24 protein-coding genes, 2 tRNA genes and 1 pseudogene are annotated in these 26,916 nt (G+C 42.5%); 8 read left to right on the forward strand and 19 right to left on the reverse strand.

The genetic code is table 11. The features are described from left to right. Positions 1–8: 8 nt before the first annotated feature. Together oadA and A7985_RS15850 are read right to left on the reverse strand one after the other, a co-directional pair. On the reverse strand, positions 9–1,793 hold the full coding sequence (gene oadA / locus A7985_RS15845) for a sodium-extruding oxaloacetate decarboxylase subunit alpha (RefSeq protein WP_065791412.1): 1,785 nt from the start codon (positions 1,791–1,793) through the stop codon (positions 9–11). A 10-nt stretch (positions 1,794–1,803) separates the two neighbouring features. Further along, positions 1,804–2,049, reverse strand: a complete 246-nt coding sequence (locus A7985_RS15850) for an OadG family protein (RefSeq protein WP_065791413.1) — start codon at positions 2,047–2,049, stop codon at positions 1,804–1,806. Between the two features lie 517 nt (positions 2,050–2,566). Between A7985_RS15850 and A7985_RS15855 the strand changes: the two genes are divergently transcribed. Beyond that, a complete protein-coding gene (locus A7985_RS15855; RefSeq protein WP_065791414.1) occupies positions 2,567–3,031 on the forward strand; it encodes a YcxB family protein in 465 nt (154 codons plus the stop codon). Between the two features lie 55 nt (positions 3,032–3,086). Here the strand turns inward: A7985_RS15855 and csrA are convergent, their stop codons facing one another. From csrA to A7985_RS15885, 6 genes are all read right to left on the reverse strand, one after another. Continuing rightward, on the reverse strand, positions 3,087–3,278 hold the full coding sequence (gene csrA / locus A7985_RS15860; protein WP_063370778.1) for a carbon storage regulator CsrA: 192 nt from the start codon (positions 3,276–3,278) through the stop codon (positions 3,087–3,089). A gap of 90 nt (positions 3,279–3,368) precedes the next feature. After that, positions 3,369–4,589 carry an aspartate kinase gene (locus A7985_RS15865; protein WP_065791415.1) on the reverse strand — a complete coding sequence of 407 codons (1,221 nt, stop codon included), beginning with the start codon at positions 4,587–4,589 and terminating at the stop codon, positions 3,369–3,371. Positions 4,590–4,592: 3 nt separating this feature from the next. Next, on the reverse strand, positions 4,593–7,196 hold the full coding sequence (gene alaS, locus A7985_RS15870) for an alanine--tRNA ligase (protein ID WP_065791416.1): 2,604 nt from the start codon (positions 7,194–7,196) through the stop codon (positions 4,593–4,595). Between the two features lie 58 nt (positions 7,197–7,254). Next, positions 7,255–7,716 (reverse strand): regulatory protein RecX, encoded by a 462-nt coding sequence (locus tag A7985_RS15875; protein ID WP_065791417.1) that lies wholly within the window; start codon positions 7,714–7,716, stop codon positions 7,255–7,257. Further along, a complete protein-coding gene (locus A7985_RS15880) occupies positions 7,716–8,543 on the reverse strand; it encodes a BPSS1780 family membrane protein (RefSeq protein WP_065791418.1) in 828 nt (275 codons plus the stop codon). The genes A7985_RS15875 and A7985_RS15880 overlap by 1 nt, the downstream gene beginning before the upstream one ends. A gap of 180 nt (positions 8,544–8,723) precedes the next feature. Further along, positions 8,724–9,356 (reverse strand): GTP cyclohydrolase II, encoded by a 633-nt coding sequence (locus A7985_RS15885; RefSeq protein ID WP_065791419.1) that lies wholly within the window; start codon positions 9,354–9,356, stop codon positions 8,724–8,726. A gap of 174 nt (positions 9,357–9,530) precedes the next feature. On the opposite strand from A7985_RS15885, the gene A7985_RS15890 reads away from it, so the two are divergent. From A7985_RS15890 to A7985_RS15900, 3 genes are all read left to right on the forward strand, one after another. Further along, positions 9,531–10,748 (forward strand): hypothetical protein, encoded by a 1,218-nt coding sequence (locus A7985_RS15890; protein WP_065791420.1) that lies wholly within the window; start codon positions 9,531–9,533, stop codon positions 10,746–10,748. Beyond that, a complete protein-coding gene (locus A7985_RS15895) occupies positions 10,748–11,182 on the forward strand; it encodes a hypothetical protein (RefSeq protein ID WP_081310605.1) in 435 nt (144 codons plus the stop codon). The genes A7985_RS15890 and A7985_RS15895 overlap by 1 nt, the downstream gene beginning before the upstream one ends. A gap of 124 nt (positions 11,183–11,306) precedes the next feature. Next, on the forward strand, positions 11,307–12,731 hold the full coding sequence (locus tag A7985_RS15900; protein WP_256096780.1) for a sensor domain-containing diguanylate cyclase: 1,425 nt from the start codon (positions 11,307–11,309) through the stop codon (positions 12,729–12,731). On the opposite strand, the gene A7985_RS15905 is transcribed toward A7985_RS15900, so the two are convergent. Then, the gene (locus tag A7985_RS15905) at positions 12,728–13,234 is read right to left on the reverse strand and encodes a DUF3087 domain-containing protein (RefSeq protein ID WP_065791422.1); all 507 of its coding nucleotides are present in this window, start codon (positions 13,232–13,234) and stop codon (positions 12,728–12,730) included. The genes A7985_RS15900 and A7985_RS15905 overlap by 4 nt on opposite strands. Before the next feature lie 117 nt (positions 13,235–13,351). Here A7985_RS15905 and A7985_RS15910 point away from each other — a divergent pair, with 117 nt between their 5' ends. The 3 genes from A7985_RS15910 to A7985_RS15920 all read left to right on the forward strand — a co-directional run bounded on the left by A7985_RS15910 (position 13,352) and on the right by A7985_RS15920 (position 15,176). Then, the gene (locus tag A7985_RS15910) at positions 13,352–14,002 is read left to right on the forward strand and encodes an energy transducer TonB (protein WP_256096781.1); all 651 of its coding nucleotides are present in this window, start codon (positions 13,352–13,354) and stop codon (positions 14,000–14,002) included. Between the two features lie 92 nt (positions 14,003–14,094). Continuing rightward, positions 14,095–14,646: a sigma-70 family RNA polymerase sigma factor gene (locus tag A7985_RS15915; RefSeq protein ID WP_065791564.1), complete on the forward strand. Its 552-nt coding sequence runs from the start codon at positions 14,095–14,097 to the stop codon at positions 14,644–14,646. Between the two features lie 2 nt (positions 14,647–14,648). Next, positions 14,649–15,176, forward strand: coding sequence for a hypothetical protein (locus tag A7985_RS15920; RefSeq protein ID WP_065791423.1), 528 nt, complete (start codon positions 14,649–14,651; stop codon positions 15,174–15,176). Positions 15,177–15,252: 76 nt separating this feature from the next. Here the strand turns inward: A7985_RS15920 and A7985_RS15925 are convergent, their stop codons facing one another. After that, the gene (locus A7985_RS15925) at positions 15,253–16,629 is read right to left on the reverse strand and encodes a Na+/H+ antiporter NhaC family protein (protein WP_065791424.1); all 1,377 of its coding nucleotides are present in this window, start codon (positions 16,627–16,629) and stop codon (positions 15,253–15,255) included. A gap of 300 nt (positions 16,630–16,929) precedes the next feature. Here A7985_RS15925 and A7985_RS15930 point away from each other — a divergent pair, with 300 nt between their 5' ends. Beyond that, positions 16,930–17,778 (forward strand): MurR/RpiR family transcriptional regulator, encoded by an 849-nt coding sequence (locus tag A7985_RS15930; protein ID WP_065791425.1) that lies wholly within the window; start codon positions 16,930–16,932, stop codon positions 17,776–17,778. Positions 17,779–17,790: 12 nt separating this feature from the next. Here A7985_RS15930 and A7985_RS15935 read toward each other — a convergent pair whose 3' ends face one another. From A7985_RS15935 to xerD, 9 genes and pseudogenes are all read right to left on the reverse strand, one after another. Further along, the gene (locus tag A7985_RS15935) at positions 17,791–19,008 is read right to left on the reverse strand and encodes an exo-beta-N-acetylmuramidase NamZ family protein (RefSeq protein ID WP_370671170.1); all 1,218 of its coding nucleotides are present in this window, start codon (positions 19,006–19,008) and stop codon (positions 17,791–17,793) included. A 751-nt stretch (positions 19,009–19,759) separates the two neighbouring features. Beyond that, positions 19,760–19,835, reverse strand: a tRNA-Arg gene (locus A7985_RS15940). Between the two features lie 24 nt (positions 19,836–19,859). Further along, positions 19,860–19,952 (reverse strand) — tRNA-Ser (locus A7985_RS15945). Between the two features lie 120 nt (positions 19,953–20,072). Then, complete coding sequence (locus tag A7985_RS15950; RefSeq protein WP_065791426.1) at positions 20,073–20,252, reverse strand: hypothetical protein; 180 nt, start codon at positions 20,250–20,252, stop codon at positions 20,073–20,075. 249 nt (positions 20,253–20,501) lie between these two features. After that, on the reverse strand, positions 20,502–22,043 hold the full coding sequence (gene lysS / locus A7985_RS15955) for a lysine--tRNA ligase (protein ID WP_065791427.1): 1,542 nt from the start codon (positions 22,041–22,043) through the stop codon (positions 20,502–20,504). Positions 22,044–22,070: 27 nt separating this feature from the next. Further along, a protein-coding gene (prfB, locus tag A7985_RS15960) for a peptide chain release factor 2 (protein WP_141685386.1) occupies positions 22,071–23,169 on the reverse strand; the annotation gives its coding sequence in 2 pieces (ribosomal slippage) (positions 22,071–23,093 and positions 23,095–23,169; 1,098 coding nt in all). A gap of 201 nt (positions 23,170–23,370) precedes the next feature. Further along, on the reverse strand, positions 23,371–25,104 hold the full coding sequence (recJ, locus tag A7985_RS15965) for a single-stranded-DNA-specific exonuclease RecJ (RefSeq protein WP_065791428.1): 1,734 nt from the start codon (positions 25,102–25,104) through the stop codon (positions 23,371–23,373). Positions 25,105–25,234: 130 nt separating this feature from the next. Then, positions 25,235–25,965, reverse strand: a pseudogene (dsbC, locus tag A7985_RS15970) (bifunctional protein-disulfide isomerase/oxidoreductase DsbC). A gap of 64 nt (positions 25,966–26,029) precedes the next feature. Beyond that, positions 26,030–26,914: a site-specific tyrosine recombinase XerD gene (gene xerD / locus A7985_RS15975; protein ID WP_065791566.1), complete on the reverse strand. Its 885-nt coding sequence runs from the start codon at positions 26,912–26,914 to the stop codon at positions 26,030–26,032. Between the last annotated feature and the right edge of the window lie 2 nt (positions 26,915–26,916).

The following is a 26,916-nucleotide window of genomic DNA, read 5'->3' on the forward strand; positions in this document are numbered from 1 at the left end:
ACATGCCCTTATGCCATCTCAATAATCGCGTCACCAGCGGAAACCGAATCGCCTTCCGACACTAAGATATCCGCAATTTTACCATTTGATGTGGCGCGAACTTCCGTTTCCATTTTCATCGCTTCCATGATCAACACGACATCCCCTTGTACGACATCGTCACCTGGTCTTGCATGTACTTTAAAAATATTACCCGCAAGCGGCGCATTTAAGGTCTCTCCTGAACTGACAGAAGCTGACTGTGGTATTAACTCACTATCTTTTACTGCAACCTCTTTTAACTCACCTCCTGCTGCGACAACAACGTCATAGACCTTGCCATCAACCCTCACACTATATCGCTCATTACCTTGTTTTACAGTTGATGTTGGTTTACTGGTGTTTGACTCTTGGCTCTGCGCAGTAACCAAGCTTGGCTTTGGTTCAAACGCATCTGGGTTGTTCCGATTTTTAAGGAACTTGAGTCCAATTTGCGGAAACAGCGCATAAGTCAAAACATCGTCAACAATGTCATCAGCCAGTTCGATATCATCTTGCTTAGCATGCGATAGTAGCTCTTGCTCTAAGCTATCAAGCTCGGGCTTTAATAAATCAGCAGGTCGACATGTAATTGCCTCAGCCCCATCTAAAACACGATTTTGCAGGTTTTCATCCACAGGCGCTGGCGTTGTTCCGTATTCGCCTTTGAGTACACCAGCGGTCTCTTTGGTGATCGTTTTATAACGTTCGCCCGTCAACACATTCAGGACCGCTTGCGTACCCACTATTTGGGAAGTTGGTGTTACTAGGGGGATAAAACCGAGATCTTTTCTCACATGAGGAATTTCGCTCAATACCTCATCAAGCTTGTCACCCGCACCTTGTTCTTTCAATTGATTTTCCATGTTCGTGAGCATGCCGCCAGGAACTTGCGCTGACAAAATACGCCCATCGACTCCCTTTAAGCTCCCTTCAAACGCCGCATACTTTTTGCGCACGTCTCTGAAGTAGGCTGCAATAGACTCCAATTGACCTAACTCAAGTCCCGTATCTCTCTCAGTTCCCTCGACAATAGCAACCAGCGTTTCGGTCGCACTGTGGCCATAAGTCATGCTCATTGAGGAGATTGCGGTGTCTAGCATATCGATACCGGCATCGACCGCTTTTTGATACGTCGCTGTACTTAACCCCGTGGTAGCATGACACTGCATAGCAATAGGTACAGACACGGTACGCTTTAGTTCTGAAATTAACACTTCAGCATCGTAAGGCTTTAGTAAACCAGCCATGTCTTTAATACAAATCGAGTGACAACCTAGCTCTTCAAGTTGCTTTGCTTGCGATAGCCATTTCTCGAGATTGTGTACTGGGCTGACGGTGTATGAAATCGTCCCTTGGGCATGTGCGCCTACTTTGATTGCAGCACGAATAGCCGTTTCAAGGTTTCTAACATCATTCATAGCATCAAAAATTCTAAACACATCGACGCCGTTTTGGTGCGCTCGGGCCACAAATTTTTCCACTACGTCATCGGCGTAGTGACGATAACCAAGTAAGTTTTGGCCTCGTAGTAACATTTGCTGCTTCGTATTCGGCATGGCTTCCTTTAACGCTCGAATACGGTGCCAAGGGTCTTCACCTAAATAGCGAATACATGCGTCAAAGGTAGCGCCTCCCCAAGATTCTACAGACCAATACCCAACCTTATCTAGCTCTTCAGCAATCGGCAACATGTCCTCTAGGCGCATTCTTGTGGCAAGTAAGGACTGATGGGCATCTCTTAGTACTAATTCTGTTAGTTTTAATTTTGACATAGTAGACCCCTTAATTATTTTGTCGGAATTGCGCTATTGCAGCGCTAATAGCTGCAACATGCTGTGCAGGAACGCCCGCAGTATCGCTGCGATGTGATTTAGCTTTTACTTTAGGTTGCTCAGGGCTTTGCTCTGATGCGCTGAATTTTGATAACCCTTTCACAGCAAGAATTAGAATTGATAAGAAGATAAACACACCAACCATGCCTGTTAACATGAGGTTGGCTGCCTGCATAAGCAATTCGCTGATCTCCATCGGTGCCCCCTTATTTGTTATTTATTTGTTTATGCATACCCATAAAAGGAAATAGATAGGCAACTTTTGTAAATATTTATTCAAACATCATATCAAAACTTTTATTCATGTAAAGACACTTGTAAATTGGTATTACCATTATTTATTTCTGTTTTAAATTCACACACTTAGTTTGAAATAGTGGCAAAACAATAGATTAAATGCACAATAAATATGAAAAATACTCAAGATATAGACAAAAAATGACCGAAAAAAGAAAGGGAAATTCAATACCTTTGTACTGAAATTACCCAATCTAAAATTGGTCATACCGAAAGAAAAGATTTACTTTGCGCAATTCTTTTACATGTAGATAAACTTCTATGAAAACGGCACCCTTACTCACCCAACACCAACTACCTAGCTCTAAATTCGGTACTGGCGCTTTGCTAATAATCACATCAGTGGCAGCTAAATAAGATTTAAACCGAGAAAATAACCACGTATAATTTAGATGTTATCAACTTGAGGATTACTCGTGTTTCAAAGTGAATTCACCTTAGATAAACGCTATTTTCAGGAATGCTTTGACGAATCTGTGAAAATAAGCCAACACCATAAGCCTAAATATGGACTTATCACGTTTCTTGTATCACTTGGTTTTGTTTCTCACTATCTGCTCAACCAAGCCTATCTAGGCAACTTTCTATTCTTGCTAGCTGTATTAGAAGGGGTGGCATTTTATTACAAACGCCCATGGTGGGTTGCGAGACAAATGTTAAGTAGAGCCAGCGGCTCCAAAGTCACCCTTATTATAGACGACGAGGGCATTAAAACTGAAAATCCTTACCGAGCCTTCTCGGTCAAATGGCAGGATATTCAAAAGGTGGTTAAAACAGAGCAAGGCCTTATAATTCAGCAACAGCGCCATAATCAGTACATATCAGGTGCTATTCTCAATGATGAGGTGTATGAATTTATATTTAGCAAGACAAAAAAATAGCCACTTAACAGCGGCTATTTTTTATATACCAAGCAATTAGGTACTTTATTATTAATTACATATTGCCTGAAGACGGACTAGATTTTTCCGCTTGAATTCGCATGTATATTTCTTCACGATGAACTGAAACATCTTTAGGTGCATTTACGCCAATACGCACCTGGTTTCCTTTAACACCAAGTACTGTTACTGTAACTTCATCACCGATCATCAGGGTTTCGCCTACACGGCGAGTTAGAATTAGCATTCTCTTGCTCCTGTTATTCCAAAATTTAAAAGATTCCGCGTCAAGTTCATTTTAATTAAAAGTTCATGTAAAAGTAAGCAAAATTATTGCTTAATCAACATTTTCTAAGCCAAATGCACCATGAAGTGCCCTTACAGCTAGCTCAAGATAGCGTTCTTCTACCAAAACTGAAATTTTTATTTCAGAAGTGGAAACTAAAAGCGCCTGAATATTCTCAGCAGCCAATGCCTGAAAAAACACGCCAGCGGTGCCCGAGTGAGATTTCATCCCAACACCCACTGCTGATATTTTTGCAACCTGCGCATTGCTCTCTATCTGAGTTGCCTGTAAATCATCACAATTTGTAGTCAGTACATCTAAAGCTTGTGAATATTCACTGCTGTGCACAGTTAAAGCATAGTCTATTTTACTCGCTTGATGGTTAATTTGGCTGATCATGTCAATTTCAATGTCATATTCAGCAAGTAACGTTAGGATTTTTGCCAAAGAAGAAGGCTTCTCAGGGACTTGACGAATAATGAGTAAAGATTCATCTTTCTGATAAGCAATACCTGACACAGTTTTACAGGTCACTTCCGGCTCCTCATAGCTTATTAATGTTCCAGAATCTGGGTTAAATGTGGATAATACACGCAACGGCATATTATAACGGCCTGCGGCCTCTACCGCACGGATCTGTAGTACTTTTGCACCTAGGCTAGCCAGTTCCAACATTTCTTCAAACGTCACTTGCGACATACGGCGAGCGCGGGGCTCGACACGGGGATCTGTGGTGTAAACACCGTCCACATCCGTATAAATTTGGCATTCATCGGCTGCTATCGCCGCTGCGATTTCAACCGCAGAGGTATCTGTTCCACCTCGACCTAACGTGGTTAAGTTCCCTTCAGAGTCTCGCCCTTGAAAGCCAGCAATTATCGCAATGCGGTTATGTTCAAGCTCTTGTTGAAGGCGCTCAACATCAATATTTTCGATGCGTGCCTTACCAAACATATTATCAGTTCGAATAGCGATTTGATCAGCCAACAAACTCACCGCAGAGTGACCGCGTTTGATAATCGCCATGGCAAGCAATGCGATGGATACTTGTTCACCCGTCGTTAAAAGTACATCAAGCTCTCGGGCACTGGGTCTATCATCTATTTGTTTCGCCAGCGAAACCAGTCGATTAGTCTCACCGGACATCGCTGACAGCACGACCACCACTTGGTGGCCTTGCTGCTTGGAGCGAATAACTAGATCAGCAACATCTTCTATCCGCTCAATAGAGCCGACAGAAGTGCCGCCAAATTTCTTAACGATTAAAGCCACTGTTTATTGCGTTTTCTCAGTCAACCAAGCTGGAACACTTTCTAAGGCTGCATTCAGGTTTTCTGGTTGAGAGCCACCAGCTTGCGCCATATCAGGGCGACCGCCACCTTTACCACCGACTTGTGCAGCCATGTGATTAACCAATTCACCGGCTTTTACAGAGCCCGTTAAATCTTTAGTGACACCTGCAATTAAACTGACTTTGTCGCCATTTGCCACACCTAATGCAATAACGCCAGAGCCCATTTTATTTTTAAGGTCATCAACCATACCACGTAAAGCTTTAGATTCAGTCCCGGCAACATTTGCGACAAGCAGTTTAATCCCATTAACTTCAATTGCAGATTCAAGTAACGATGATCCTGCCGCCGCAGCAAGTTTGTCATTTAATTGCGTAACTTGCTTTTCTAGACCTTTGGCTTTTTCAAGTAACGCAGCGACTTTTTCCAATGCACTCGCACTGTCGCCCTTTACTAGGGCAGCGATATCAGATAACGCCTTTTCTTGTTGCGCAACATACTGCACGGCGTCTTCACCTGTGACAGCCTCGATACGACGAACACCAGCAGCAATACCACCTTCAGAAACAATTTTTAAGAAGCCAATGTCGCCTGCACGCTTCACGTGAGTACCACCACATAGCTCGATTGAGTAATCGCCAATCGAGACAACGCGAACTTCATCGTCATACTTTTCGCCAAACAGGGCCATTGCGCCTTTTGCTTTCGCTTCATCAATGTCCATTAACTGTGTTTCAAGTGCAAAGTTTGCTCGAATTTCAGCATTTACCGCAGCTTCGATTTGGCCTAACTCTTCTTTCGTCACACCCTCAAAGTGAGAGAAATCGAAACGAAGACGGTCTGGCATAACCAAAGAGCCTTTTTGTGCCACATGCTCACCTAGAATTTGACGTAGTGCTTCATGCAAAATATGCGTAGCTGTGTGGTTTTTCTTAATGCGCTCGCGACGTTGGTCATCAATTTGCGCGTCTACCTTGTCATTAATACCAATTCGACCCGTCACATAGCCATGATGTGCAAATGCATTACCAAGTTTTTGTGTATCAGTAACAACAAATTCACCGCCAGTAACTACGAGAGTCCCCGTGTCACCAACTTGACCGCCCGATTCAGCATAAAATGGGGTGCGATCCAGAACAACAATACCTTTCTGTTGATCTGTCAACTCCGAGACACTCTCTCCTTCAGAGAATAACTCTACCACGGTTCCACTGTACTGAGTGGCATCGTAGCCTTTGAAGTCAGTAACTTTTTCTGACTTCAACTGTTCATTATAGTCCGCACCAAACTTACCCGCTTGTTGTGCCTGTTTACGCTGTGCTTCCATCGCATCTTGAAAGCCTCTCTCATCGATTGTCATGAAGCGTTCACGTGCAACATCAGCCGTTAAATCTGCAGGGAAGCCATATGTGTCATAAAGCTTAAATACCAGATCACCCGGGATCACATCACCTTCCAAGCCAGCCAGGTTTTCTTCTAGAATCGCCAAACCACGGTCTAGCGTTTTACCAAACTGTTCTTCTTCGATGCGAAGTACTTTTTCAATGATCGCCTGCTGCTTAACAAGTTCAGGGTATGCCTCTCCCATTTGCTCAGCCAGCGCTGCAACCAATTTATAGAAAAATGCGCCTTGTGCGCCAAGCTTATTACCATGTCTAACTGCACGACGGATAATACGGCGAAGAACATAACCACGCCCTTCATTTGAAGGCATGACACCATCAGCAATTAAAAACGCACATGAACGGATATGGTCTGCCACTACGCGCAGTGACTTATCTTCTAAATCTTGCGCATTCGTCACGGCAGCTGTTGCTTTGATAAGCGCTTGGAATAAATCGATTTCGTAGTTAGAGTGAACGCCCTGCATAATTGCAGAGATACGCTCAAGGCCCATACCCGTATCAACCGATTGATTTGGTAATGGTTCCATCGTGCCATCAGCATGACGGTTGTATTGCATGAAGACGAGGTTCCAAATCTCAATAAAGCGGTCACCGTCTTCTTCAGGACTTCCTGGAGGACCGCCCCAGATATGTTCACCATGATCGTAAAAAATCTCTGAACATGGGCCACATGGCCCAGTGTCGCCCATTGACCAAAAGTTGTCAGACGTATCGATACGAATGATACGATCAGCGGGTACACCCACTTGGTTCGCCCAAATATCGTAGGCTTCTTCATCGGTGTGATAAACCGTCACCAATAACTTTTCTTTTGGCAGATTTACAACGTCTGTTAGGAATGCCCAAGCAAACTTGATGGCATCTTGTTTAAAGTAGTCGCCAAAACTAAAGTTACCAAGCATTTCAAAAAAAGTGTGGTGTCTTGCAGTATAACCAACGTTTTCTAAATCATTGTGTTTACCGCCAGCTCGCACACAGCGCTGCGAACTTGCCGCTCGGTTATAAGGACGTTTCTCAGCCCCTAAAAATACGTCTTTAAACTGCACCATGCCGGCGTTGGTAAATAGTAACGTGGCATCATTGCCAGGGATCAAAGAACTTGATGGCACCACTTGGTGGTGTTGCTTTGCAAAGAAGTCTAAAAAACTTTGCCTTATCTGTGCGGTAGTCATTTGCTGCATGTGATCATTCACCCTTTATTGCTGCTTTGTGCCTCAGACGGTTAACGTGTTATGAAAACTAGTTTTCATTTTGCGCCTGAATAGCAAAATCTATTTGGTCATAGCTAAATCCACGGTACATCATATACCTGACACGCTTTGACTTTTCTTGATAATCTAATTTGTTATTTGCGCAGCCGTATTTCTTTTCATACGTTTGCTGCGCGATGTCGTACCAATCAACTTCTTTCTCTTCAATTAACTGAAGCAGATATGTACGTTCAACGCCTTTTTTAGTGGCTTCCATTAAAATGCGTTTTTCACCTAGTCCTTTTGCGAGCTGGCGATTTAAAAAGCTTTCGCAATGGCGAGCATCATCGACATATCCAAGTTCGCTCAACCATTCGATCAGCTCATCCGCATACTCAATACTGGCACCTTTAAGCAAGAGCTTGTCGCTCAGCATTTTACGAGAATATTCCTGCCTAGATAACAGCCAAATAGCGTAGTTTTTAAGTTTCTGCTTTTCTTTGTCTTCCATTAAGCGTCAAACCGACCAGTTTGCCCTACTTGCTCTTGCTCAGTTTTATGCTCGCCTTCACCAGAATTCTCGTCATCATTTCCTTGCGATGGTTCTTGTGTTGCAAAGATGGCCTGAAAAGATATGAAAAAGCCGATGTATACGATAGGCATAATGAAAATTAAAGGAATGAGAGACAAGGGCGCAGACGCAATAAACATCAGTGCAACAATACCACCGAATACGCTTAAAGGCGCCATGTTGTAATAAAACACCTTTAAGGACTGCTTCATCGCGGCCAAAATATTTGCTTGTTTTTTAAAGTATACAAGTGGCAGTGCGTAAGCGAAGGCCATCATAGCTAAGCTCTGTAAAACAATAAAAAGAGCAATATCTGAAAAGCTGATCGCCGCAGCTATTTCAGACATGACAGCATTCATGTCTTGTTCTGAGCTATGGTTCTGAAGTGCAGCTGTGACGGGTTCGAACAATAAAGTCATTGCCACCCCCAATAGCATTGCAACACCTAATTGATATAGGCCTAATCGAAACAGATTTAGGCGACGCCCTTTCGCTGAAAATGGCTGCAAGATGTCAGCAAGCATAATTGTCTTACCTGACTGCAAATTGACAACCGCATTGTAGAACCCGACGGTTAAAAATGGTCCAGAAAGTGCGCAAAGCACCTGTACTATGGGGTTAGGTAAAACAAAAGGAAACAACCCAACTACGACAAGAAAAATATACATCATCATAAAAGTCATAGGCTGAGTTTTAAAAATAACCCAACCGGCTTTTAGCCAATTGACACCAAATCCGGCTTTAAATGTTCTAAATTCTGCAGACATAAATGATTAACTTAGTTATAGATCGCATTGATTATACTGTTTCAGTGAAGCACATGAAAGGACGTTTGTAGGGCATAAGCTCTCGAAATGACTTTAATTCGGAAAATCCCTAAAAAATGAACGTAACACCGTTCATAGATTGCTTTGTTTGGAAGCTGACCAAACAAAGCAACTCTAACACTATTCTGATTTTGGTTTATTTATTTTTTCTATGTCTAGCATGTGAGACCCATGCTCAACTTTTGTCGCTAAATAATTGCGATTACCCGACTCCCCTGCTTTCACATGCGCCTGAGTTCCAACAACACTTTCAACACGAATACCTGCATTACGCAGAGCGTTTAGTTTACGCGGGTTGTTTGTCATAAGTTTTACATGATCTAAGCCAAGCGCTTTTAACATCAGAACTGCATCTGAAAAGTTTCGAAGGTCATCTTCAAAGCCCAGATGATTATTCGCCTCATAAGTATTCATGCCTTGGGATTGGAGAACATAGGCATCTATTTTATTATAAAGCCCAATACCTCGCCCCTCTTGACGCAGATATAATAACACTCCGCCATGTTGGTGCATTTCTTCTATACATTCATTTAGCTGCTCACCACAATCACATCTTGAAGAGTGAAACACATCGCCCGTCAAGCACTCAGAGTGCATTCGTATTAAAGGTATTTCTTGCTTTTTATCAGCGCCATTAAATACTAACGCAACATGCTCTTCGCCGTCTTTAAGCCCTTCAAAAGACACGATTTCTGCAGGAATATGACTACGCTGCCCTACATTCAGCTCAACTCTTGCTCTAACTTCAGCCACGACTTGAAAATACCCAGATTGAAAAATGTGATAGTATCACAAATAATTGTATATCTCTTTATATGGTGTCAGTTCGCCTCATTTACAAGTCATTTTATACAAAACTGGTAAATGTAGATAATGGCACTAACCTTTACAAACAAGACGAGGTTTATTTTATCTTATTGGATATTGATGCGCCTACTATTTCTCTTACTATTGTGTATATCCCTTGAAGGGGCTTGTGAAGAGCTCAAATTTGATGGTTTCGCCACCCTTGGCATAACACTTACGGACTCTGAAAATGCCGGGATCCGTCATCATATCACCCAGCCCAATGCAACTTATAAAGACGAAGTTGGGTTTAGTACCTCATCTATAGGGTTTCAAGTAGAGTGGCAAGCAACACCCAAGCTTCAATTTGTAGGTCAGGCACTTATTAAAGATCAAGAAGAGCAAAACATTGATAACGCCATACAAATGGCGTTTTTACGCTATTCACCATCCGCAAATTGGCAAATGCGGGCAGGAAGAACTGGGCTCGATTTATTCATGATGACAGAGCACCGAGACATTGGCTATACCTATACGTTCGACCACCCACCCACAGAGTTTTATGCCATCGTGCCACATCAAAATATCGATGGCGCAGACATCAAATATACCTACGCTCAAGAGCATGGCCTGTTCAGTGCAAAGCTGTTTGCGGGCCGTTCTACTGCGCCTATTGTCAGTGACGAGCGCTTTTTTTGGGATGTTGAAATTAAGTCTCTTTATGGTGTCGTGCTGCAATGGGAGTCTTTCGATTGGACGTTTAGAGCCAATCACACAATTACCAAAGCAGGAAACGAAAATGAACAACAGTTGCAATTACAAGCAGCATTGTCACAAGTGCCCGATGAAGTTTGGCCCAATAAAGCCAATTTGCTTGACTCCCTAAATATCATTGGCAAACGCTTTGACTACTCTGCAATCGGTGTAAGGTATGACAACAATCATTGGTTTTTTCAAAGTGAAGCCTCCTATATAGATTCAAACTCACAAGTACTTAACGAGCTTACGGCAGGCTATATTGGTGTAGGACGCTATTATAATAACCATACAATAATGGCAACATTTGCATCCGCTAAATCAAATAATAAAACGCCACAAAGGCCGCTTGTTTCGACCCCTCAACTCGATTTATTGTACAACACGCTAATAAGGCACACTAATTTCTACTTAATAGATCAAAATACATTATCTATTACACTACGCTCTGAATTATCAGAGTCACTTGCAGTGAAAATACAGCTTGAGCACACCAGTACAGCGAGCTTACCTTCAGCGTTCTACCTACATCGAGATTTAACTGACTCAAATCTCGATACAGACTTCAATACACTAGGCATCAGCCTAAATTGGGTGTTCTGATGAAAGCCTGTATCGTATCGCTGTGCTTTTTGCTTTTTGTGAGCACGAGAATCGAAGCCTCTGAGCCACAAGATATTGTTATTGTGGTTAACAAGAACAACCCCATTGAACAAGTCACCCATAGACAACTAATAGACATGTACATGGGTAAATACTTGGCGTTTCCAAACGGCCACATGGCCATCACGCTCGATTACCGTAAAGAGCACCCCCTTCGTAGCGCATTTTTCAAAGCGCTAACCGGGAGAAATATTTCTCAGATCAATGCCTATTGGTCGCGAGTAAAATTTAGTGGTAAAGCTTCTCCGCCCCAAGCATATCCGTCAACAGAAGCTATAATTGATAAAGTTATCACAACACCGAGTGCAATTGCTTACTTACCCGCAAGCGCAGTAACGGATGAGCTAAAAGTAGTGTATCGTTTTGTTCAGTAGACACAGTTTAATTTTCAGGTTGATGGTTTTACTAAGCCTATCAACATTCGCATTTTCCGTAGTATACGCAAAAATATACTACCATCATGTGTTTGATACCGAACTCAAACGCTTGGAAAGCACTGTGCGGCAAATAAGCCAAACTGTTTCTTCTACAGCGTCGATTGCCGCTTACTTGGAAGACAAAGACCTCGCCAATGAGGTAGTAAACGGTTTAGTGAGCAATGACATTATTCTCTCTGCGGCACTGATGAACAAGCAGACTGTGCTCGCCAAAAGCATCCTTTATAAGGATAAAGGAGCTTTGCCATTTTATTTACCTAACCCATTTATTTTGCATGAAAATATCGGGATTATCTATGTTGTTCCCAATACCCTGTACATAGAACAAAATGCGCGAGATAGCGCCTTTTCCTCTGTACAAACATTGTTAGTCGTCGTATTGCCAATGCTTATTTTGTTTGCTGTTTTGGCATTTTTCTTAATATCCCGCCCGCTGGGTAACCTGAGTAAACAGCTCGCCAGTGTTTTACCAGGTAGCGCACAAAGAATATATATAGACCCGCTAAATGATCAAAATGAAATAGGTAAAATTGGCAAAGATATCAATATAATGTTGGCCAATACAGAAACATTATTTGAGCAAGAACGCAGCCTAAGAGTCGAAGTTGAAAAACTGGAAAAGCGTTTTCGTCTAATGTTTGAACGCTCTTCCTCGCCTACTGTGCTTGTAAAAGAACAGGGTGAAGTTATTTTAGTTAACGATGCTGCTAAAGACCTTTTAGCTGGTATGGGGATCGACAGTGAAGAGCGCTTTCCAGAAAACCTGGGGCAGTTTTGTAAAACACCCGATATTCTCTACACTTTCACCGAAAACAGCATCAAGTTAAAACAGGTTGTGCAATCAGAATTTGAATTCACCAATCCTCTAACGCTCTCTTCAGTGTGGTTAAGCCTCATTATTCTCAATACCAAAAGTGATGGCCAGTGGTATTTCCAAGTTTTTTTAGCTGACATTACTGCCCGTAAAACCATGCTAAACCAGTTAAGTCATCGAGCTCAACGGGACAGTTTAACCAGTTTATATAACCGCTATGGTGCAGAGCTGTCGTTAATGGAGTGGATAGATTCAGAGACACCGTTTAGCCTGTTGCTCATTGATCTAGACAAATTTAAACCAGTCAATGATATTTATGGCCACAACGCAGGCGACGAAGTGCTGAAGCAAGTTGCGAAAAGGCTCGCACAGCTGGTGCCCAACACAGAGCTGGTCAGCCGCTGGGGCGGAGATGAGTTTGTCATTGCTGTCAAGGATGTAAACATTGTGAAAGTAAACCACCTAGCTCAACAAGTGCTTGACGAAATAAACACATTAATTGCCTATGAAAAAAATGGCCATCGAATTGAACTCAATATCAGCGCCAGTATCGGTATCGCTCACTACCCTATGCACGCTGACAGTTTGAAAGGTCTTGTTGAATGCGCAGACGTTGCAATGTACTCCATCAAAAAGACCTCCAAGAATAACTTTACAATTTACTCCACTTAAAAAGCCTCTAGTATTCGCTCGTTGTACTTCTCAATATCCAAAGTTACTTGGTACTGTTGTGCCAAAGCATCCAGTTCTGCCTGCCAAATGGCTAAGTCCTCCAGTGTGATAGTATTATCGTCCAAAGTCCAAAGCAGGCGAGAACCCGAATAACTATACTGCATCGCAAGCATGGCGTTAATGTCCCCTTGCTGCGCTGCTTTTTTTAACTTTGGCATTTTCCTCGTGATGCGATTTAGTGCTTGCTTTAACTCCCACACATAGACCACTTCAATCATAAAAGGGTGATGCCTTATACGCTTGAGTATCAGGAAGATACCTAAACAGGTAAGAATTACTCCCAGTAAGTTCCAATGAAAATGACTCCCATCTGCGTCTGGAAAGATTAGAATTAAAGATTGCGCTATGCCTAAACTGCCAGCGGTCAAAACGGCGATACAAAGGCCAATGACCCAATTTAAATGTTTTCGATACCGTCTCTTGTCTATGTCTTGTAGCTGCATCTATCGCTTCCTAACTCAATATTGGTGGTTATTCTAATTGCATAAAAATAAAAATTAAAAAAAATCACCCCTTTTTTTGACCTCGCGCGTTTTATCAGTAAAAAGGGGAGATAAATTATGACAATTACAATGACTACACAGCAAACCATAACGCCATATCATAAATTAAATAAGCTCGTACTGTCTTTTATTGGTGCCATCATAGTAACGTTTGGTTTATTTGCATTTATGCAGCAACTAATCAGTCAAGAAAGACAGCTTCTCGCTCAACCAAAACCCGATATCGATGTATTTATATCTCAAGATATCCAAGAAACACCTGTTGAAGTTCGTAAAAGCTTGCCGCCTAAGCCAAAACCATTGCCAAAAGCTCCGCCAAAACCAGTGACTCAACCGGCAAGCACACCAGGCGTAAGCGTAGACATCGGTTTAGATCATCAATTTAACAGTGCACCCATTACAATGAGTAATACGGTGCAAGTCTCAGATGCGCAGGCAACGCCTTTGGTAAGGGTTGACCCCAGTTACCCCGTTCATGCAGCAAGGGATGGAGTTGAAGGTTGGGTACAACTTACTTTTAGTATTTCACCCACAGGTCAAGTTATCGATGCTCAAGTGGTGAATGCAGAGCCTAAGCGCATATTTAATCGCGCAGCATTGAAGGCGCTAAAGCGTTGGAAATATCGCCCACAAATGGTTGATGGAAAAGCAACAGTACAAACGGGTCACTCAGTTATGTTAGAGTTTAAATTAGCCAAGGGGTCATAAATTCGACCACAAGCCGTTTGCCAAGGGGCTAAACGGCTTGCATACGCACAATGGAAAAGCCAATTACAATTAACAACAATCCAGGAGAGTGCATGCTACTAGCGATAAAAAGTTGGTTTATCCAACACAAAACAAATGCAGAAGACCCGTTGTACGAATTCAAAAAGTGTGGCGAAAATCGCTATTTGGAACAGGCAATCGATAACTTTAATCCTGATTTATATCATTACCTTTGCACACAAAGTACACCTGAAGTAGCAGAAGATATCTGTCAAAAAACTTGGCTAACCATTGTAGAAAAGCGGCACTATTATCAAACACACAATACCCCTAAAGCCTATGTGTTTAAGATCGCGCGCAATGCTTTAATTGATGAGCTACGAAAGCAAAGTAAGCTTGTTTTAGATGAAGATGTGACAGTCCAGCATCAAACTACGCCGGATAATGGCTTTTCAGAAGCAAGTTCCGAGCGACTGTATCAAGCAATTAAGCAGCTGCCTCATAATCAAAATGAAGCACTGAGCTTACAACTAGAAGGGTTTTCATTAAAGCAAATAGCACAGATAACGGAAACCAATGCTGAGACAGTGAAAACACGCTTACGATATGCAAAGCAGCAACTTAAAACGATTTTAGGAGAGTGACCATGAATGAGCTCGAGCAGGCATATTCCAATGCCAAACGCCAGCAAAGAATGTCGACAAAGCAGACTCGTCGCTTGAAAAGGATAACTAGACTCGCAAATCGTAAGCAAACGCGACAATTTTGGCTGAGAACGACGGGCTGGGCAACCTCTTGTTGTGCAATAGCTTTGATAGGCAGTTTGTCTTTGCAGAATACACTCAACGACTTTGAACTCTTTTTAACGAACGTCAAACCGACAGAGTTTAATACTGAGCAATATCAGTCCATTGAGACCCATAATTTAGTTGAAGGAGAATACCTAACCACCATTCAACAACAAAAACAGCAACTAGATAGCTCATTAGAAGGCGCAAAAGCCACCTTAAATCAAATACACCAATCTTATGGCAAACTCATCCACAGTGAAGAAGGGGCTTGGTTTATTGCAGATTGTAAAAACGAGACTTTGATTGAAGTGCGTAAAAGCGTATTAGATGAACTCGGCGCGCAAGATTACTCGATACGCAACAAAATCAAGGGCTTCTGCTAGCCCTTAGCAGAAATAACAAGGGCCAACTGTTAAAAATTGCAGCCCCTATCAAAGGCAAAAATTTATATGCATGTCCTTAGAGCATAACAAGGCTGGCAATAAAAAAGCCAGCCAATGCTAGCGCACCGCCTACTAAGGCGTAAGGTAGCTGTGTTTTTACATGCGTCAATAAATCACACCCAGAAGCCAATGCTGACACAGCACTGGTATCTGAGATAGGCGAGCAATGATCACCAAACACTCCCCCGCTTAAGATAGCCCCCATCACCAAAGAAGGGGGTAGCCCTAGACTTTGAATAAGTGGTACACCTATAGGGATCAATATCGCAAAAGTTCCCCAAGATGTACCCGTTGTAAATGACATGACAGCGCCAGTTAAGAATAATACTGGGACAATAAAATAGATAGGTAAGTACACGCCAACCAACTTCGCAACAAACACGCCAGTGCCTAATTCCTTTAAGCTCGCACCGAGCGTAAGAGATAGCAATACAATTGCAACTAAGGGGAGTAACTCTCCCATGCCTTTAAACCCGATATCAACCAGCTGGTGGTGAGTAAACTGCCTATCGCTCAGTAGTAACAAATACGCCACAGAACTCGCTAAAATTGTGGCATATAAGACAGATTTAGAACCACTGCCGTTAGCCAGTACGCCATCTCCTGTCCAGAACATAAAACCAATCATGCTAACAATCAGTGTCACCAGTGGCACCAGCATAAAACGCGCCTTCGATGCGCTAGGCCCTGTATTCAATTCAACTTCTTGTTTCGCTAACTCAGCTTCGGCCGTCTTCATTGGACCGTGTACTTTATCGAATAGAATTGTATATAACACGATCAACAAAGCGAAGATGGCGTAAAAGTTAAAAGCCACACTGCCCCATAAAATGCTAACCGCAGATTGCTCTAGTTCATAGTTACTCAATAGGCCCAATACATAAGCTCCCCAACCATTTAGCAAAATCAAAATACACACCGGCGCACTGGTGCTATCGATGATGTAGGCAAGCCGGGCTCGACTCATTTTAAACTTATCAAACAGCCCTCTAGATATGATCCCTGAAGTTAGCACACTCATGTTTGACTCGATAAAAACAGCCGTTCCGGTAAACATCGTCAATAAACCAACTTGCTTTTTATTTTTAGCCACACCAATGTTCATTAACTTTTGTACAGTTGCAGAGACACCGCCCGATTCGCGAATGTACGCCAACAGCGCCCCGATTACGATACTAAAGATTAAAATTCGACTGTTCCCAGCAGATGTAGCCACACTGATGATGCGTTCGATGCTATTGATAAATGTCGTAAGGAGACCTTGTTTTTCATCACCTAAAACCAGCAAAAGCTCAGATGAAACAAGGGCTAAGATTAAGGCCAAGATAACCTCTTTGCGCCAAAACACAACCGCGATGGCAATTAGAGGTGGCAGAATAGAATACCAAGACATAGCTTCCCTTTTATAATTTTTTGACTCAAAGTTATCGCAGTGATATCAATAGCAGGGCAAATACTACGACTCTTGGCTCGCTATTTTTTGCACGCAAAGTTTAAGCAACTCAGCTTAAGTTCTGGGACTAAAAAAACCAAGTTTTTCCTTAATCTAAATTCACAAATGCAACAAAAGTACCCTAACTGGTACCACATAAATCAAAAAACGCAATAATATTCCTAAACAATCTATCACATCGTTCCAATTGAACCTATAATATGGACAGTTTAAGTTAGTTATAGTTACCAGGTGATCCTCATGTCTACTTTTGTAAAAATAAAGGCCTTAAAGCCGACGCTCTCACAGAGCGAGGTTAAATTGGCAGACTTCACATTAAAGTCAGGTGCCAAAATTCGTGGTTTATCTTCAATTGAACTCGCCAAGTCAGCTGGTGTGAGCCAGTCAAGTGTCGTCAAATTCGCACAAAAACTTGGCTATAAAGGGTTCCCAGCGTTTAAATTAGCTGTGGTTGACGCGCTCAATGAGCAAACCCAAGAAGACACGCCTCTGTCTAATGAAATAGATCAAAATGATTCTATTGCGCATATTTCTGAAAAGTTAATTGCTAATCAACAAGCAACGCTTGTAGCAACCAGTAAATTAAATACGCCAGAGTTGTTTGAACAAGCCGTGCAATCTATTAAAGCAGCAAAGAAAGTGATGGTCTGTGCGATTGGCACAACTCATACAATGGCGCAAGACTTGACCTTAAAACTACAAAAACTAGGCGTATGTGCGGTCACGCATGTCGATGAGCTTAGCGCTGCAAGTTACATGGCGACCATGGGAAAAGATGACCTAGTCGTCTTTTTAAGTAACTCAGGGGTTGTCAAAAGCGTCGTTAAATTAGCTCAACAGGCTAAAAGCAATGAATGCCAAATACTGGCACTTACACGCTATGGCCACAGTGAACTCGCTAATTATGCTGATAACTGCCTTTATTGCATTCAAGAAACAGAGGCTATTAAACATTCTGCTGTATTGACACGTGCCTCTTTAGGCTACCTAGTCGACGTATTATTTATTGCCTTAGCACAATCAAATTTGCATTGGCAGCGCCGAGCTGATCGCTCCAATGAGTATATGGACGATATCCTGAACGTCTAGCCAGCAGCTGCCTTACCTGTTATAGAGCAGGTAGGGCATCCTCTTCTCTTTGAATGTCTTTAACTCTTTTTCCCATATTGCTTCCATTTGATGCACTTTCAAACCTTGCTCTACAGCGAGCCGCAAAATGTCTGTTCCAGCGAGCTTATCTAAAAAGTCTGGATGAAGGATAAATCGTTCATTGTTTAGTTCAAATTGTTCATAAGTAGATACAAACCAAGTTAGATCAAAGCCCCTGACTGCGCTATGCCTTAGATCTTTACCCCATACTTGCATCCCCTCTAATTTGGGGTAGCGTGCAGCACCAATAATGGAACGTGGAGAAAATTCAAAGTCACCAAGTTTCACCTTGTGATGTCCAAAAGTTTGAAAAGGGAAGTCCGTCCCTCTCCCTACAGAGACTGCCGTCGCCTCAAATAAACACAGCGAAGGGTATAGGTGAATTGCCCGTTGATTCGGTAAGTTAGGACTCGGAGCAATGGGCAAAGAGTACTCAATAGAAGCATCGTAGTTTGTTACTGAAATCACTTTTAAATCTAACCGCTGTTTTCCCAGTAACCACCCCTCTCCTTCGATCATCAGTGCCAGTTCACCTACCGTCATACCATGTAAAATGGGGATGGGGTGCATCCCAACAAAAGAACGAAATTCATTATCAAGTACCGGGCCTGCTACAAAGCGAATGTTAGGGTTTGGTCTGTCTAGGACAATGAATGCGATACCATTTTCTTTTGCTGCTTGCATCATGTTGTGCATTGTACTGATATAGGTATAAAACCGCACACCTACATCTTGGATATCAAAGAGTATTACATCGAGATCTTCAAGCGTCTCTTTTGAAGGGTGTTTCTGAGCACCATACAGAGATACTATGGGGAGTCCTGTTTTAGCATCAACACTATTATCAATATGAGCACCTGCATCTTGATCGCCTCGAAACCCGTGTTCGGGAGAAAATATACGAATGACCCTGACTTCGTGAGCAAGCAAAGTGTCAACTAAATGCGCACCATTGACCTGAGCGGATTGATTCACAACTAAACCGACTTGTTTATCTTTTAGCATTGGCAGGTACTTATCAAGTTGTGCCGCACCAACAGCAAGTGTATCGGACGCCTCCACCTTAAGTGTTATCAGTAACAAAACCCAGATAAATTGAACAAAATAGCGATTAAACACGGATATATCTCTTCGAATCAAATGCATGGAGAAATATGCCCGATCCTGCATCAAAAAAGAACCTTTTTTCTCTGTTACATGTTGTGCATACCTTATTTTCTTTACTGAATACGACAGTGCAACGGTTTTATTAGGTATATAGATTCTTTTGTCGGCATTTAACTCATGTTTTATTACGTGAGTGAAGTAAGTATCCATCTCAAAAGAGATGGCGGACGCGGGACGTGTTTGATGAAAGTGAACCTCCGACCGTCGAGCCCACAGCACAATGAGGTGGCTGTCCTATCTGCCCTACCCCTTAGAGTTTAAAATAAGCACTGAATTTTAGGCACAAAAAACCGACTTCCGTCGGCATTTAACTCATGTTTTACTACTTGAGTTAAGTAAATATCCATCTCAAAAGAGATGGCGGACGCGGGACGTGTTTGGTGAAAGTGAACCTCCGACCGTCGAGCCCACAGCACAATGACGTGGGTGCTCTATCTGCCCTATCCCTTAAGATTTAATATAAGCACTGAATTTTAAGCACAAAAAAACCGACTTCCGTCGGCATTTAGCTCATGTTTTATTACTTGAGTGAAGTAAGTATCCATCTCAAAAGAGATGGCGGACGCGGGACGTGTTTGGTAAAAAGTGAACCGCCGACCGTCGAGCCACAGCACAGTGACGTGGCTGCCCTATCTGCCCTATCCCTTAAGATTTAATATAAGCACTGAATTTTAGGCACAAAAAAACCGACTTCCGTCGGCATTTAACTCATGTTTTACTACTTGAGTGAAGTAAATATCCATCTCAAAAGAGATGGCGGACGCGGAGGATTCGAACCTCCGACCGCCTGGTTCGTAGCCAGGTACTCTATCCAGCTGAGCTACGCGTCCATATACAAAGAAACCATAAAATAATGGCGGAGAAGGAGGGATTCGAACCCTCGATAGGGCTACAAACCCTATACTCCCTTAGCAGGGGAGCGCCTTCAGCCACTCGGCCACCTCTCCGTCTTTGTGGGGCGTATAATATAGAACAGAAAAAATAAGTCAAACACTTTTCTTGTAAAACATGACTATATGGTGACAGATTGAGCACCCTGCCTTTTTTTCTTTCATTTTGCTTTAAAGCTAGTCATTTCTTGGAGTTGGCTGAGCAGAAAACTGACTTAACAGGCGCTTTTTACGGTCAAAGACTTCTTCTAAGTATGAGTCTAAGTATCCGAGCTTTTGAAAGTCAGCGATACATTGGCGGCAATATTCCCTTCTTGCAGCTTCATGTTTTATTTGTTTTTCATCTGATTCCGGCATAATTCTATGTTTTCTGACGTTTTATTATTTGTGATTCATCCTAAATGCCCCGTCAGTATAGAAATGAGTGACGATATTGCAAACCATGCCACTTAAAGATTTTCGTATTTATTAGGGAAACAGAAATGATAACGCGCTGTTTTAGAATAAAAACGCAAAAATTATTGAGAAAATTAAAATTATTTTTGAGAGATATCTCACACAGATAAAAGAAAAGCGCCTTAGGGCGCTTTTCTTATCAATCATTATTTAATCCGCTTGCGGACGCATATGCGGGAATAAAATAACATCTTTAATTGTAGGCGAGTCTGTAAACAACATTACCAGACGGTCGATACCAATACCTTCACCTGCTGTTGGCGGTAAACCATATTCAAGCGCTTGAATATAATCAGCATCGTAATGCATTGCTTCATCATCACCTGCATCTTTTTCTTCAACCTGACGTGCAAAACGTTCCGCCTGATCTTGTGCGTCATTCAGCTCAGAAAAACCATTCGCTAACTCACGACCACCTACGAAGAATTCGAAACGGTCTGTGATGAACGGGTTTTCATCGTTACGACGTGCAAGTGGAGATACTTCCCACGGGTACTCAGTGATGAATGTCGGTTGAATTAATTTGTGCTCAGCTGTTTCTTCGAAGATCTCACATAAGAACTTACCTGCACCCCAAACACACTTTTCAGGGATCTTAACGTGTACTTTCTTCGCGTAAGCCACTAGCTCGTCGAAGTGGTTTTCAGGATCTTTAAAGATGTGCGCGATTTCTTCAGCATCCGGGCCATACTTGATGATGGCATCAGCCATAGATAGACGCTCGAACTGCTTACCGAAGTCATATTCGATGGTTTCAGTAACTTCACCTTCAGCATCTTTAACTGTATTGATAACTGTTGTTGTGCCTAGCACGTCTTGTGCAACAGTACGTAACATGTCTTCAGTTAAGTTCATTAGGTCTTTGTAATCTGCGTACGCTTGATAGAATTCAATCATTGTGAATTCAGGGTTATGGCGTGTCGAAAGGCCTTCGTTACGGAAGTTGCGGTTAATTTCAAATACACGATCGAAACCACCTACCACCAAACGCTTAAGATAAAGTTCAGGTGCAATACGCAAGTACATATCAATGTCTAACGCATTATGGTGTGTCACAAATGGACGTGCCGTTGCACCGCCAGGAATAACCTGAAGCATTGGTGTTTCAACTTCCATAAAGTCACGCTCTGCAAGGAAGCGACGAATACCTTCTATCACTTTCGAGCGAATGCGGAATGTTTCACGCGTATCCATGTTTGTGATCAAGTCAACATAACGCTGACGATACTTTGCTTCTTGGTCTGTTAAACCATGGAACTTTTCTGGAAGTGGACGCAGTGATTTAGTCAATAGTTCGTACTGAACCATATCTACGTATAAGTCGCCTTTACCAGACTTATGAAGAGGGCCTGAAACACCGATAATATCGCCGATATCTAATTGACCATACTGCTCTTTCAATGCCTTCTGTACATCTTTAGATGCATAAGCTTGAATACGGCCTTTCATATCTTGTAGTACAAGGAAAGGACCACGTTTCGCTAAAATACGGCCGGCCACTGAAACCTGATGATCTAATTCAACAAGCTCTTCTTTCGATTTATCACCAAACTTAGCCTGTAGATCAGCCGTATAGTCTTCACGGCGGAAGGTGTTCGGATGGCCATTGGCATCACAATTCTCACGAATTGCATCCAATTTAGCACGACGCTCAGCAATGAGTTTATTTTCGTCTTGGATTTGATCTGTCATTTTTTAGCTCTTAGTTTAGCTTGTTGATTAAAGGCCTGATTTCAGGCTAGCTTCGATAAATTTGTCTAAATCACCGTCAAGTACCGCTTGTGTATTGCGGTTCTCGACGCCGGTTCTTAAGTCTTTTATTCTTGAATCATCAAGAACGTATGAACGGATTTGACTACCCCAGCCAATATCCGATTTTGCATCTTCTTGCGACTGTTTTTCAGCGTTTTGTTTTTTCATTTCAAGTTCAAACAATTTTGCTTTTAACTGCTTCATTGCTTGCGCTTTGTTTTTATGCTGTGAACGGTCATTCTGACACTGCACAACAGTATTCGTTGGTAAGTGGGTAATACGTACCGCAGACTCTGTACGGTTAACGTGCTGACCACCCGCACCCGAAGCGCGGTATACATCGATACGTAAATCAGCAGGATTGATATCGATTTCAATATTTTCGTCAATTTCAGGGTAAATAAATGCAGATGCAAACGAAGTATGACGACGACCTGTTGAATCAAATGGGCTCTTGCGTACTAAACGATGCACGCCAGTTTCTGTACGTAACCAACCATAGGCATATTCACCAGAAACACGTACTGTGGCGCCTTTGATACCTGCCACATCACCGTCTGTCGCTTCTACGATTTCAACTTTAAAGCCTTTTGCCTCAGCCCAGCGTAAGTACATACGTAGTAGCATGTTACACCAGTCTTGTGCTTCTGTACCGCCCGAACCAGACTGCAAGTCGATGTAGGCATCGTTGGCATCCTGTTCACCTGAGAACATGCGGCGGAACTCTAGTTTCTCCAGCTGTGCAACTAAGCCTTCAACTTCTTGCTGTGCTTCAACAAACGTGTCTTCATCTTCAGCTTCAACGGCTAATTCAACTAACCCCTCAGCATCATCGGCACCAGCAACTAAGTTGTCGATTGTTTCAACAATCACTTCAAGTGACGACTTTTCACGCCCTAAAGCTTGCGCTTTTTCTGGCTCATTCCATACTGCTGGATCTTCAAGTTCGGCATTGACTTCCTCTAAACGCTCTTGTTTTAGAGCATAGTCAAAGGTACCCCCTAAGAAGCTCAGTACGTTCGCGAATTTCCTTGATTTGATTAATCACAGGATTCACTTCAAACATCTGCATTACTCCAATTTACATCTTTGGCCGTTAGCCTGTACTTTTACATAAAGTCGAAGAACATGTACAGGCGGTCTAAACGGCTAATACTAACAAAAATTGCCACTATATATTAGCCCCAAAGTGATAAATTTAAGGGTTTATTCACCAATATTTAAGCAAGCGGATTAAAAACATGATTTATCTCTCTAAAAAGAGACTTTAAACGCTTTTAACAGCTTGGATTTCACGAACAATTAACTGCAGTGTAAACTTACCGCGAAACTCATTGATATCTAACTGATACGCCATATCAGCAAATTGAGCACTGGTATTGGGCCAGGCACGCACATCGACATTAAAAGCAATTGCATCCACCAGCTTTCCCGTTTGATGTTTTAAAACCAGCTTAAGGTGTTTTTCACCAACAAGTCGCTGCTGAACAATTTCAAACCGTTCACTAAATACAGGTTCTGGAAATTGCTGACCCCATGGTCCTGCACCTTGCAATTCGTTTGCAAAATCCATATTGAAACACTCGGGTGGTAACGCACCATCTGTCAACAATACGCTTTGCTTTAATTCATCACTCAGTAGAGCTTCGACTTTGGCTTCAAAGGCCGCTTTAAATTGTGTAAAGTTTGATTCTTGAATACTCAACCCCGCTGCCATTGCGTGACCGCCAAATTTCAAAATTAATTCAGGATTGTCGGTATTGATGTGCTCAAGTAAATCTCGCATATGAATGCCTTCGATAGAGCGGCATGATCCTTTTAATTGGCCATCATCCCCCTGAGCAAATATAACAGCAGGCCTGTGGTACTTTTCTTTTAAACGGCCAGCGAGAATACCAATCACGCCTTGATGCCAGTCATCTTGATACAAGCAAACTGCATTGGGCACCTCTTGCGTCTTATTATTTAAACGCTCAAGCACCGCCTGCGCTTCTTGCTGCATGCCTTGCTCAATTTCTCTACGCTCATGATTCAAACTATCTAATTCATTGGCGATTCGTTTGGCTTGAAAGTCATCTTTAGCAAGTAAACAAGCTATCCCTAAGCTCATATCATCGAGACGCCCTGCTGCGTTTAGTCGAGGAGCCAAAGAAAACCCAAAATCACTTGCACTCAAGCGGTTCATGTTGCGGTTCGATACCTCAATCAAAGCACGAATACCGGGACGTGTGCGACCACTTTTGATACGCGCGAGACCTTGATATACCAAAGTTCGGTTGTTCGAGTCTAACGCGACAACATCAGCCACCGTACCCAGTGCGACAATATCCAGCAAAGATGCTAAGTTGGGCTCCGGACGCCCCGCTTTTTCAAAATAGGTTGCTTCCCTTAAATAATTGCGCAGCGCTACCAACAAATAAAATGCGACGCCTACTCCGGCAATTGACTTTGAGGGAAACTGACAATCATGCTGATTGGGGTTAATGATTGCATCGGCATTCGGTAACTGTTCACCTTGTAAATGGTGATCGGTTACAATTACTTTGATTCCTGCTTGTTTCACAATCTCGATACCCGCAATACACGAAATACCATTGTCCACGGTGATCACCAAATCTGGCCTAAGTTGCACAATTTGCTCTGCAAGTGCTGGGCTCAAACCATAACCTAAACTGAACCTGTCTGGCACAAGGTAATCAACCGATGCAAACCCAAACTGTGGTAACCCCTCCATTAAAACGGCGGTGCTGGTTGCCCCATCAGCATCAAAATCCCCCACAATGAGAATGCGCTGCTGCGCGGTAAGGGCCGTATGCAAAATGTCACACGCCTTAATAATGTCTTTAAATAACTTAAAATCCAGTAAGGTTGCGGCGCTATTGTTTAATTCATCTGATGAACGTACACCGCGAGCTGCATATAACTGTTTAATGACTGGGTGAAGGTTCTCTGGGAGATGGCTGTCGTCGATACGCGCTCTTGGCTGGATTTTTGTTTGCATACGTCTTTCTAAGTTCTTGAAGTTGTTGTTTGGATTCTTTTTAGGTAATCGTAAATATCGCACCTACCTAACAGGCACAAAAAAAGGCCCTACGGCCTTTCTTTCGCAATGTGCTTATTATACGCGATGCTTAAGACTTTGCATTTCTTTCTAATGCACCCGCAAGCTCAGCTGCTGGTTGATAACCAGGGATGATGCTGCCATCTTCTAGAATGATTGCAGGTGTACCAGAGATACCAAATTTTTGGCCTAATTGATAATGTTCAGCAACTGGTGCACTACAGTCTTTAACATCATCAACCGGATTGCCCGCTTTTGCTTCTGTTAACGCAGTCGCTGCATCTTTTGCACACCATACATTCATCAGGTCTTCATAACCTTGGCTTTGTAGGCCACCACGAGGGAATGCCATGTATTTAACTGTAATGCCCGCGTTAAGGTAGTCATCTAGTTCACGGTGTAGTTTACGGCAATAACCACAAGTGATATCAGTAAAGATAGTGACTTGATGTTTCTCATTCTCTGCTTTGTAGACAATCATAGAGTCTTGATAGTCTTTCAAACCTTCTTTACGAACGCCACTCAAAGCGTCTTCAGTCAGGTTTTTTCTATTTGGCACATCGATCAGTGCACCTTGCATCAAGTAGCGACCATCAGGGCTAGAATAAAAAACACCGCGATCAGTAATCACCGTTTTTAGGCCTGGAATTGGGCTATCTGTGATGTCATTCACAGAAAGACCTAAATTTGCAACGACTGTTGGATTGGGTTAATAGCTAATGTGCTCTCAGTTTTTGTCGCTTCCGTTGCATAAGCTGAAGCGCTGACCGCCAATGCGGCTGCTAAAAATAACTTTTTCATCTTTGTTCTCGTAATTTCGTTCTTAAACTAACCAATAAGACCGGAAAACTTCAAATAAATTCCGTTAAGCTCTTGGATGGTGTTGCTGATGCAACGATTTTAACCGTTCGCTCGCAACATGTGTATAAATTTGTGTCGTTGACAAGTCACTGTGACCCAACATCATTTGTACAACTCGTAAGTCCGCTCCATGATTCAGCAAGTGTGTTGCAAATGCATGACGTAATGTGTGTGGCGATAACGGAGACTTAACGTCAGCCAACATAGCATAGAGTTTGATTCTATGCCAAAAAGTTTGTCGCGTCATACCAATGCCACGCTTAGAAACAAACACAAAATCATTGGCATGCTTAACCATTTGAGGCCGGCCTACTTTCAAAAACTGTTCAACCCAATGCAACGATTCTTCCCCCATTGGAACCATTCTTTCTTTACCCCCTTTACCGCGTACTAAGACTACAGCTTGGCGTAAGTTAATCTGTTCCATACGTAATCCAACGAGTTCAGTTACCCGCAGGCCCGTTGCATAGAGCAATTCCAGCATCGCTTTGTCTCTAAGCCCCATTGCATCTTCTATATCAGGAGCTGACAATAAGGCTTCAACTTCTTGCTCTGTTAAAGTTTTGGGTAAAGACTGGACTGTTTTTGGCTGCGCAATATTCGTCATCGGGCTTTCGGCCATTTTTTTCTGGTTAACCCAATACAAATAAAATCTTTTTAACGCACTCACAGAACGCGCCGTACTACGCGGTTTTAAGCCGAGATCGACTCGATGAGCAAGATAAGCTTCAATGTCTGCCGCTGTTACCGCAAATAAATGCTTATCTTCAAGTTGCTCACTCACAAATTGTGAGAACTTTTCCAAGTCATTCTTATATGCCGCAATCGTGTTGTCACTGAGACCTTGTTCAAGAAAAAGCATATCTAAGAATGCTTCAATTGGGTCCATCA

This window comes from Pseudoalteromonas luteoviolacea (genome assembly GCF_001696455.1).
GTDB classification, from domain to species: domain Bacteria; phylum Pseudomonadota; class Gammaproteobacteria; order Enterobacterales; family Alteromonadaceae; genus Pseudoalteromonas; species Pseudoalteromonas luteoviolacea_C.

What these genes read in the sequence shown, in the direction of transcription:
- oadA (WP_065791412.1), bottom strand. Translation starts at nt 1,793, where the DNA reads ATGTCAAAATTAAAACTAACAGAATTAGTACTAAGAGATGCCCATCAG.
- A7985_RS15850 (WP_065791413.1), bottom strand. Translation starts at nt 2,049, where the DNA reads ATGGAGATCAGCGAATTGCTTATGCAGGCAGCCAACCTCATGTTAACA.
- csrA (WP_063370778.1), bottom strand. Translation starts at nt 3,278, where the DNA reads ATGCTAATTCTAACTCGCCGTGTAGGCGAAACCCTGATGATCGGTGAT.
- alaS (WP_065791416.1), bottom strand. Translation starts at nt 7,196, where the DNA reads ATGCAGCAAATGACTACCGCACAGATAAGGCAAAGTTTTTTAGACTTC.
- A7985_RS15875 (WP_065791417.1), bottom strand. Translation starts at nt 7,716, where the DNA reads ATGGAAGACAAAGAAAAGCAGAAACTTAAAAACTACGCTATTTGGCTG.
- A7985_RS15880 (WP_065791418.1), bottom strand. Translation starts at nt 8,543, where the DNA reads ATGTCTGCAGAATTTAGAACATTTAAAGCCGGATTTGGTGTCAATTGG.
- A7985_RS15890 (WP_065791420.1), top strand. Translation starts at nt 9,531, where the DNA reads ATGCGCCTACTATTTCTCTTACTATTGTGTATATCCCTTGAAGGGGCT.
- A7985_RS15895 (WP_081310605.1), top strand. Translation starts at nt 10,748, where the DNA reads ATGAAAGCCTGTATCGTATCGCTGTGCTTTTTGCTTTTTGTGAGCACG.
- A7985_RS15905 (WP_065791422.1), bottom strand. Translation starts at nt 13,234, where the DNA reads ATGCAGCTACAAGACATAGACAAGAGACGGTATCGAAAACATTTAAAT.
- A7985_RS15910 (WP_256096781.1), top strand. Translation starts at nt 13,352, where the DNA reads ATGACAATTACAATGACTACACAGCAAACCATAACGCCATATCATAAA.
- A7985_RS15915 (WP_065791564.1), top strand. Translation starts at nt 14,095, where the DNA reads ATGCTACTAGCGATAAAAAGTTGGTTTATCCAACACAAAACAAATGCA.
- A7985_RS15920 (WP_065791423.1), top strand. Translation starts at nt 14,649, where the DNA reads ATGAATGAGCTCGAGCAGGCATATTCCAATGCCAAACGCCAGCAAAGA.
- A7985_RS15925 (WP_065791424.1), bottom strand. Translation starts at nt 16,629, where the DNA reads ATGTCTTGGTATTCTATTCTGCCACCTCTAATTGCCATCGCGGTTGTG.
- A7985_RS15930 (WP_065791425.1), top strand. Translation starts at nt 16,930, where the DNA reads ATGTCTACTTTTGTAAAAATAAAGGCCTTAAAGCCGACGCTCTCACAG.
- A7985_RS15935 (WP_370671170.1), bottom strand. Translation starts at nt 19,008, where the DNA reads ATGCAGGATCGGGCATATTTCTCCATGCATTTGATTCGAAGAGATATA.
- A7985_RS15950 (WP_065791426.1), bottom strand. Translation starts at nt 20,252, where the DNA reads ATGCCGGAATCAGATGAAAAACAAATAAAACATGAAGCTGCAAGAAGG.
- lysS (WP_065791427.1), bottom strand. Translation starts at nt 22,043, where the DNA reads ATGACAGATCAAATCCAAGACGAAAATAAACTCATTGCTGAGCGTCGT.
- recJ (WP_065791428.1), bottom strand. Translation starts at nt 25,104, where the DNA reads ATGCAAACAAAAATCCAGCCAAGAGCGCGTATCGACGACAGCCATCTC.
- xerD (WP_065791566.1), bottom strand. Translation starts at nt 26,914, where the DNA reads ATGGACCCAATTGAAGCATTCTTAGATATGCTTTTTCTTGAACAAGGT.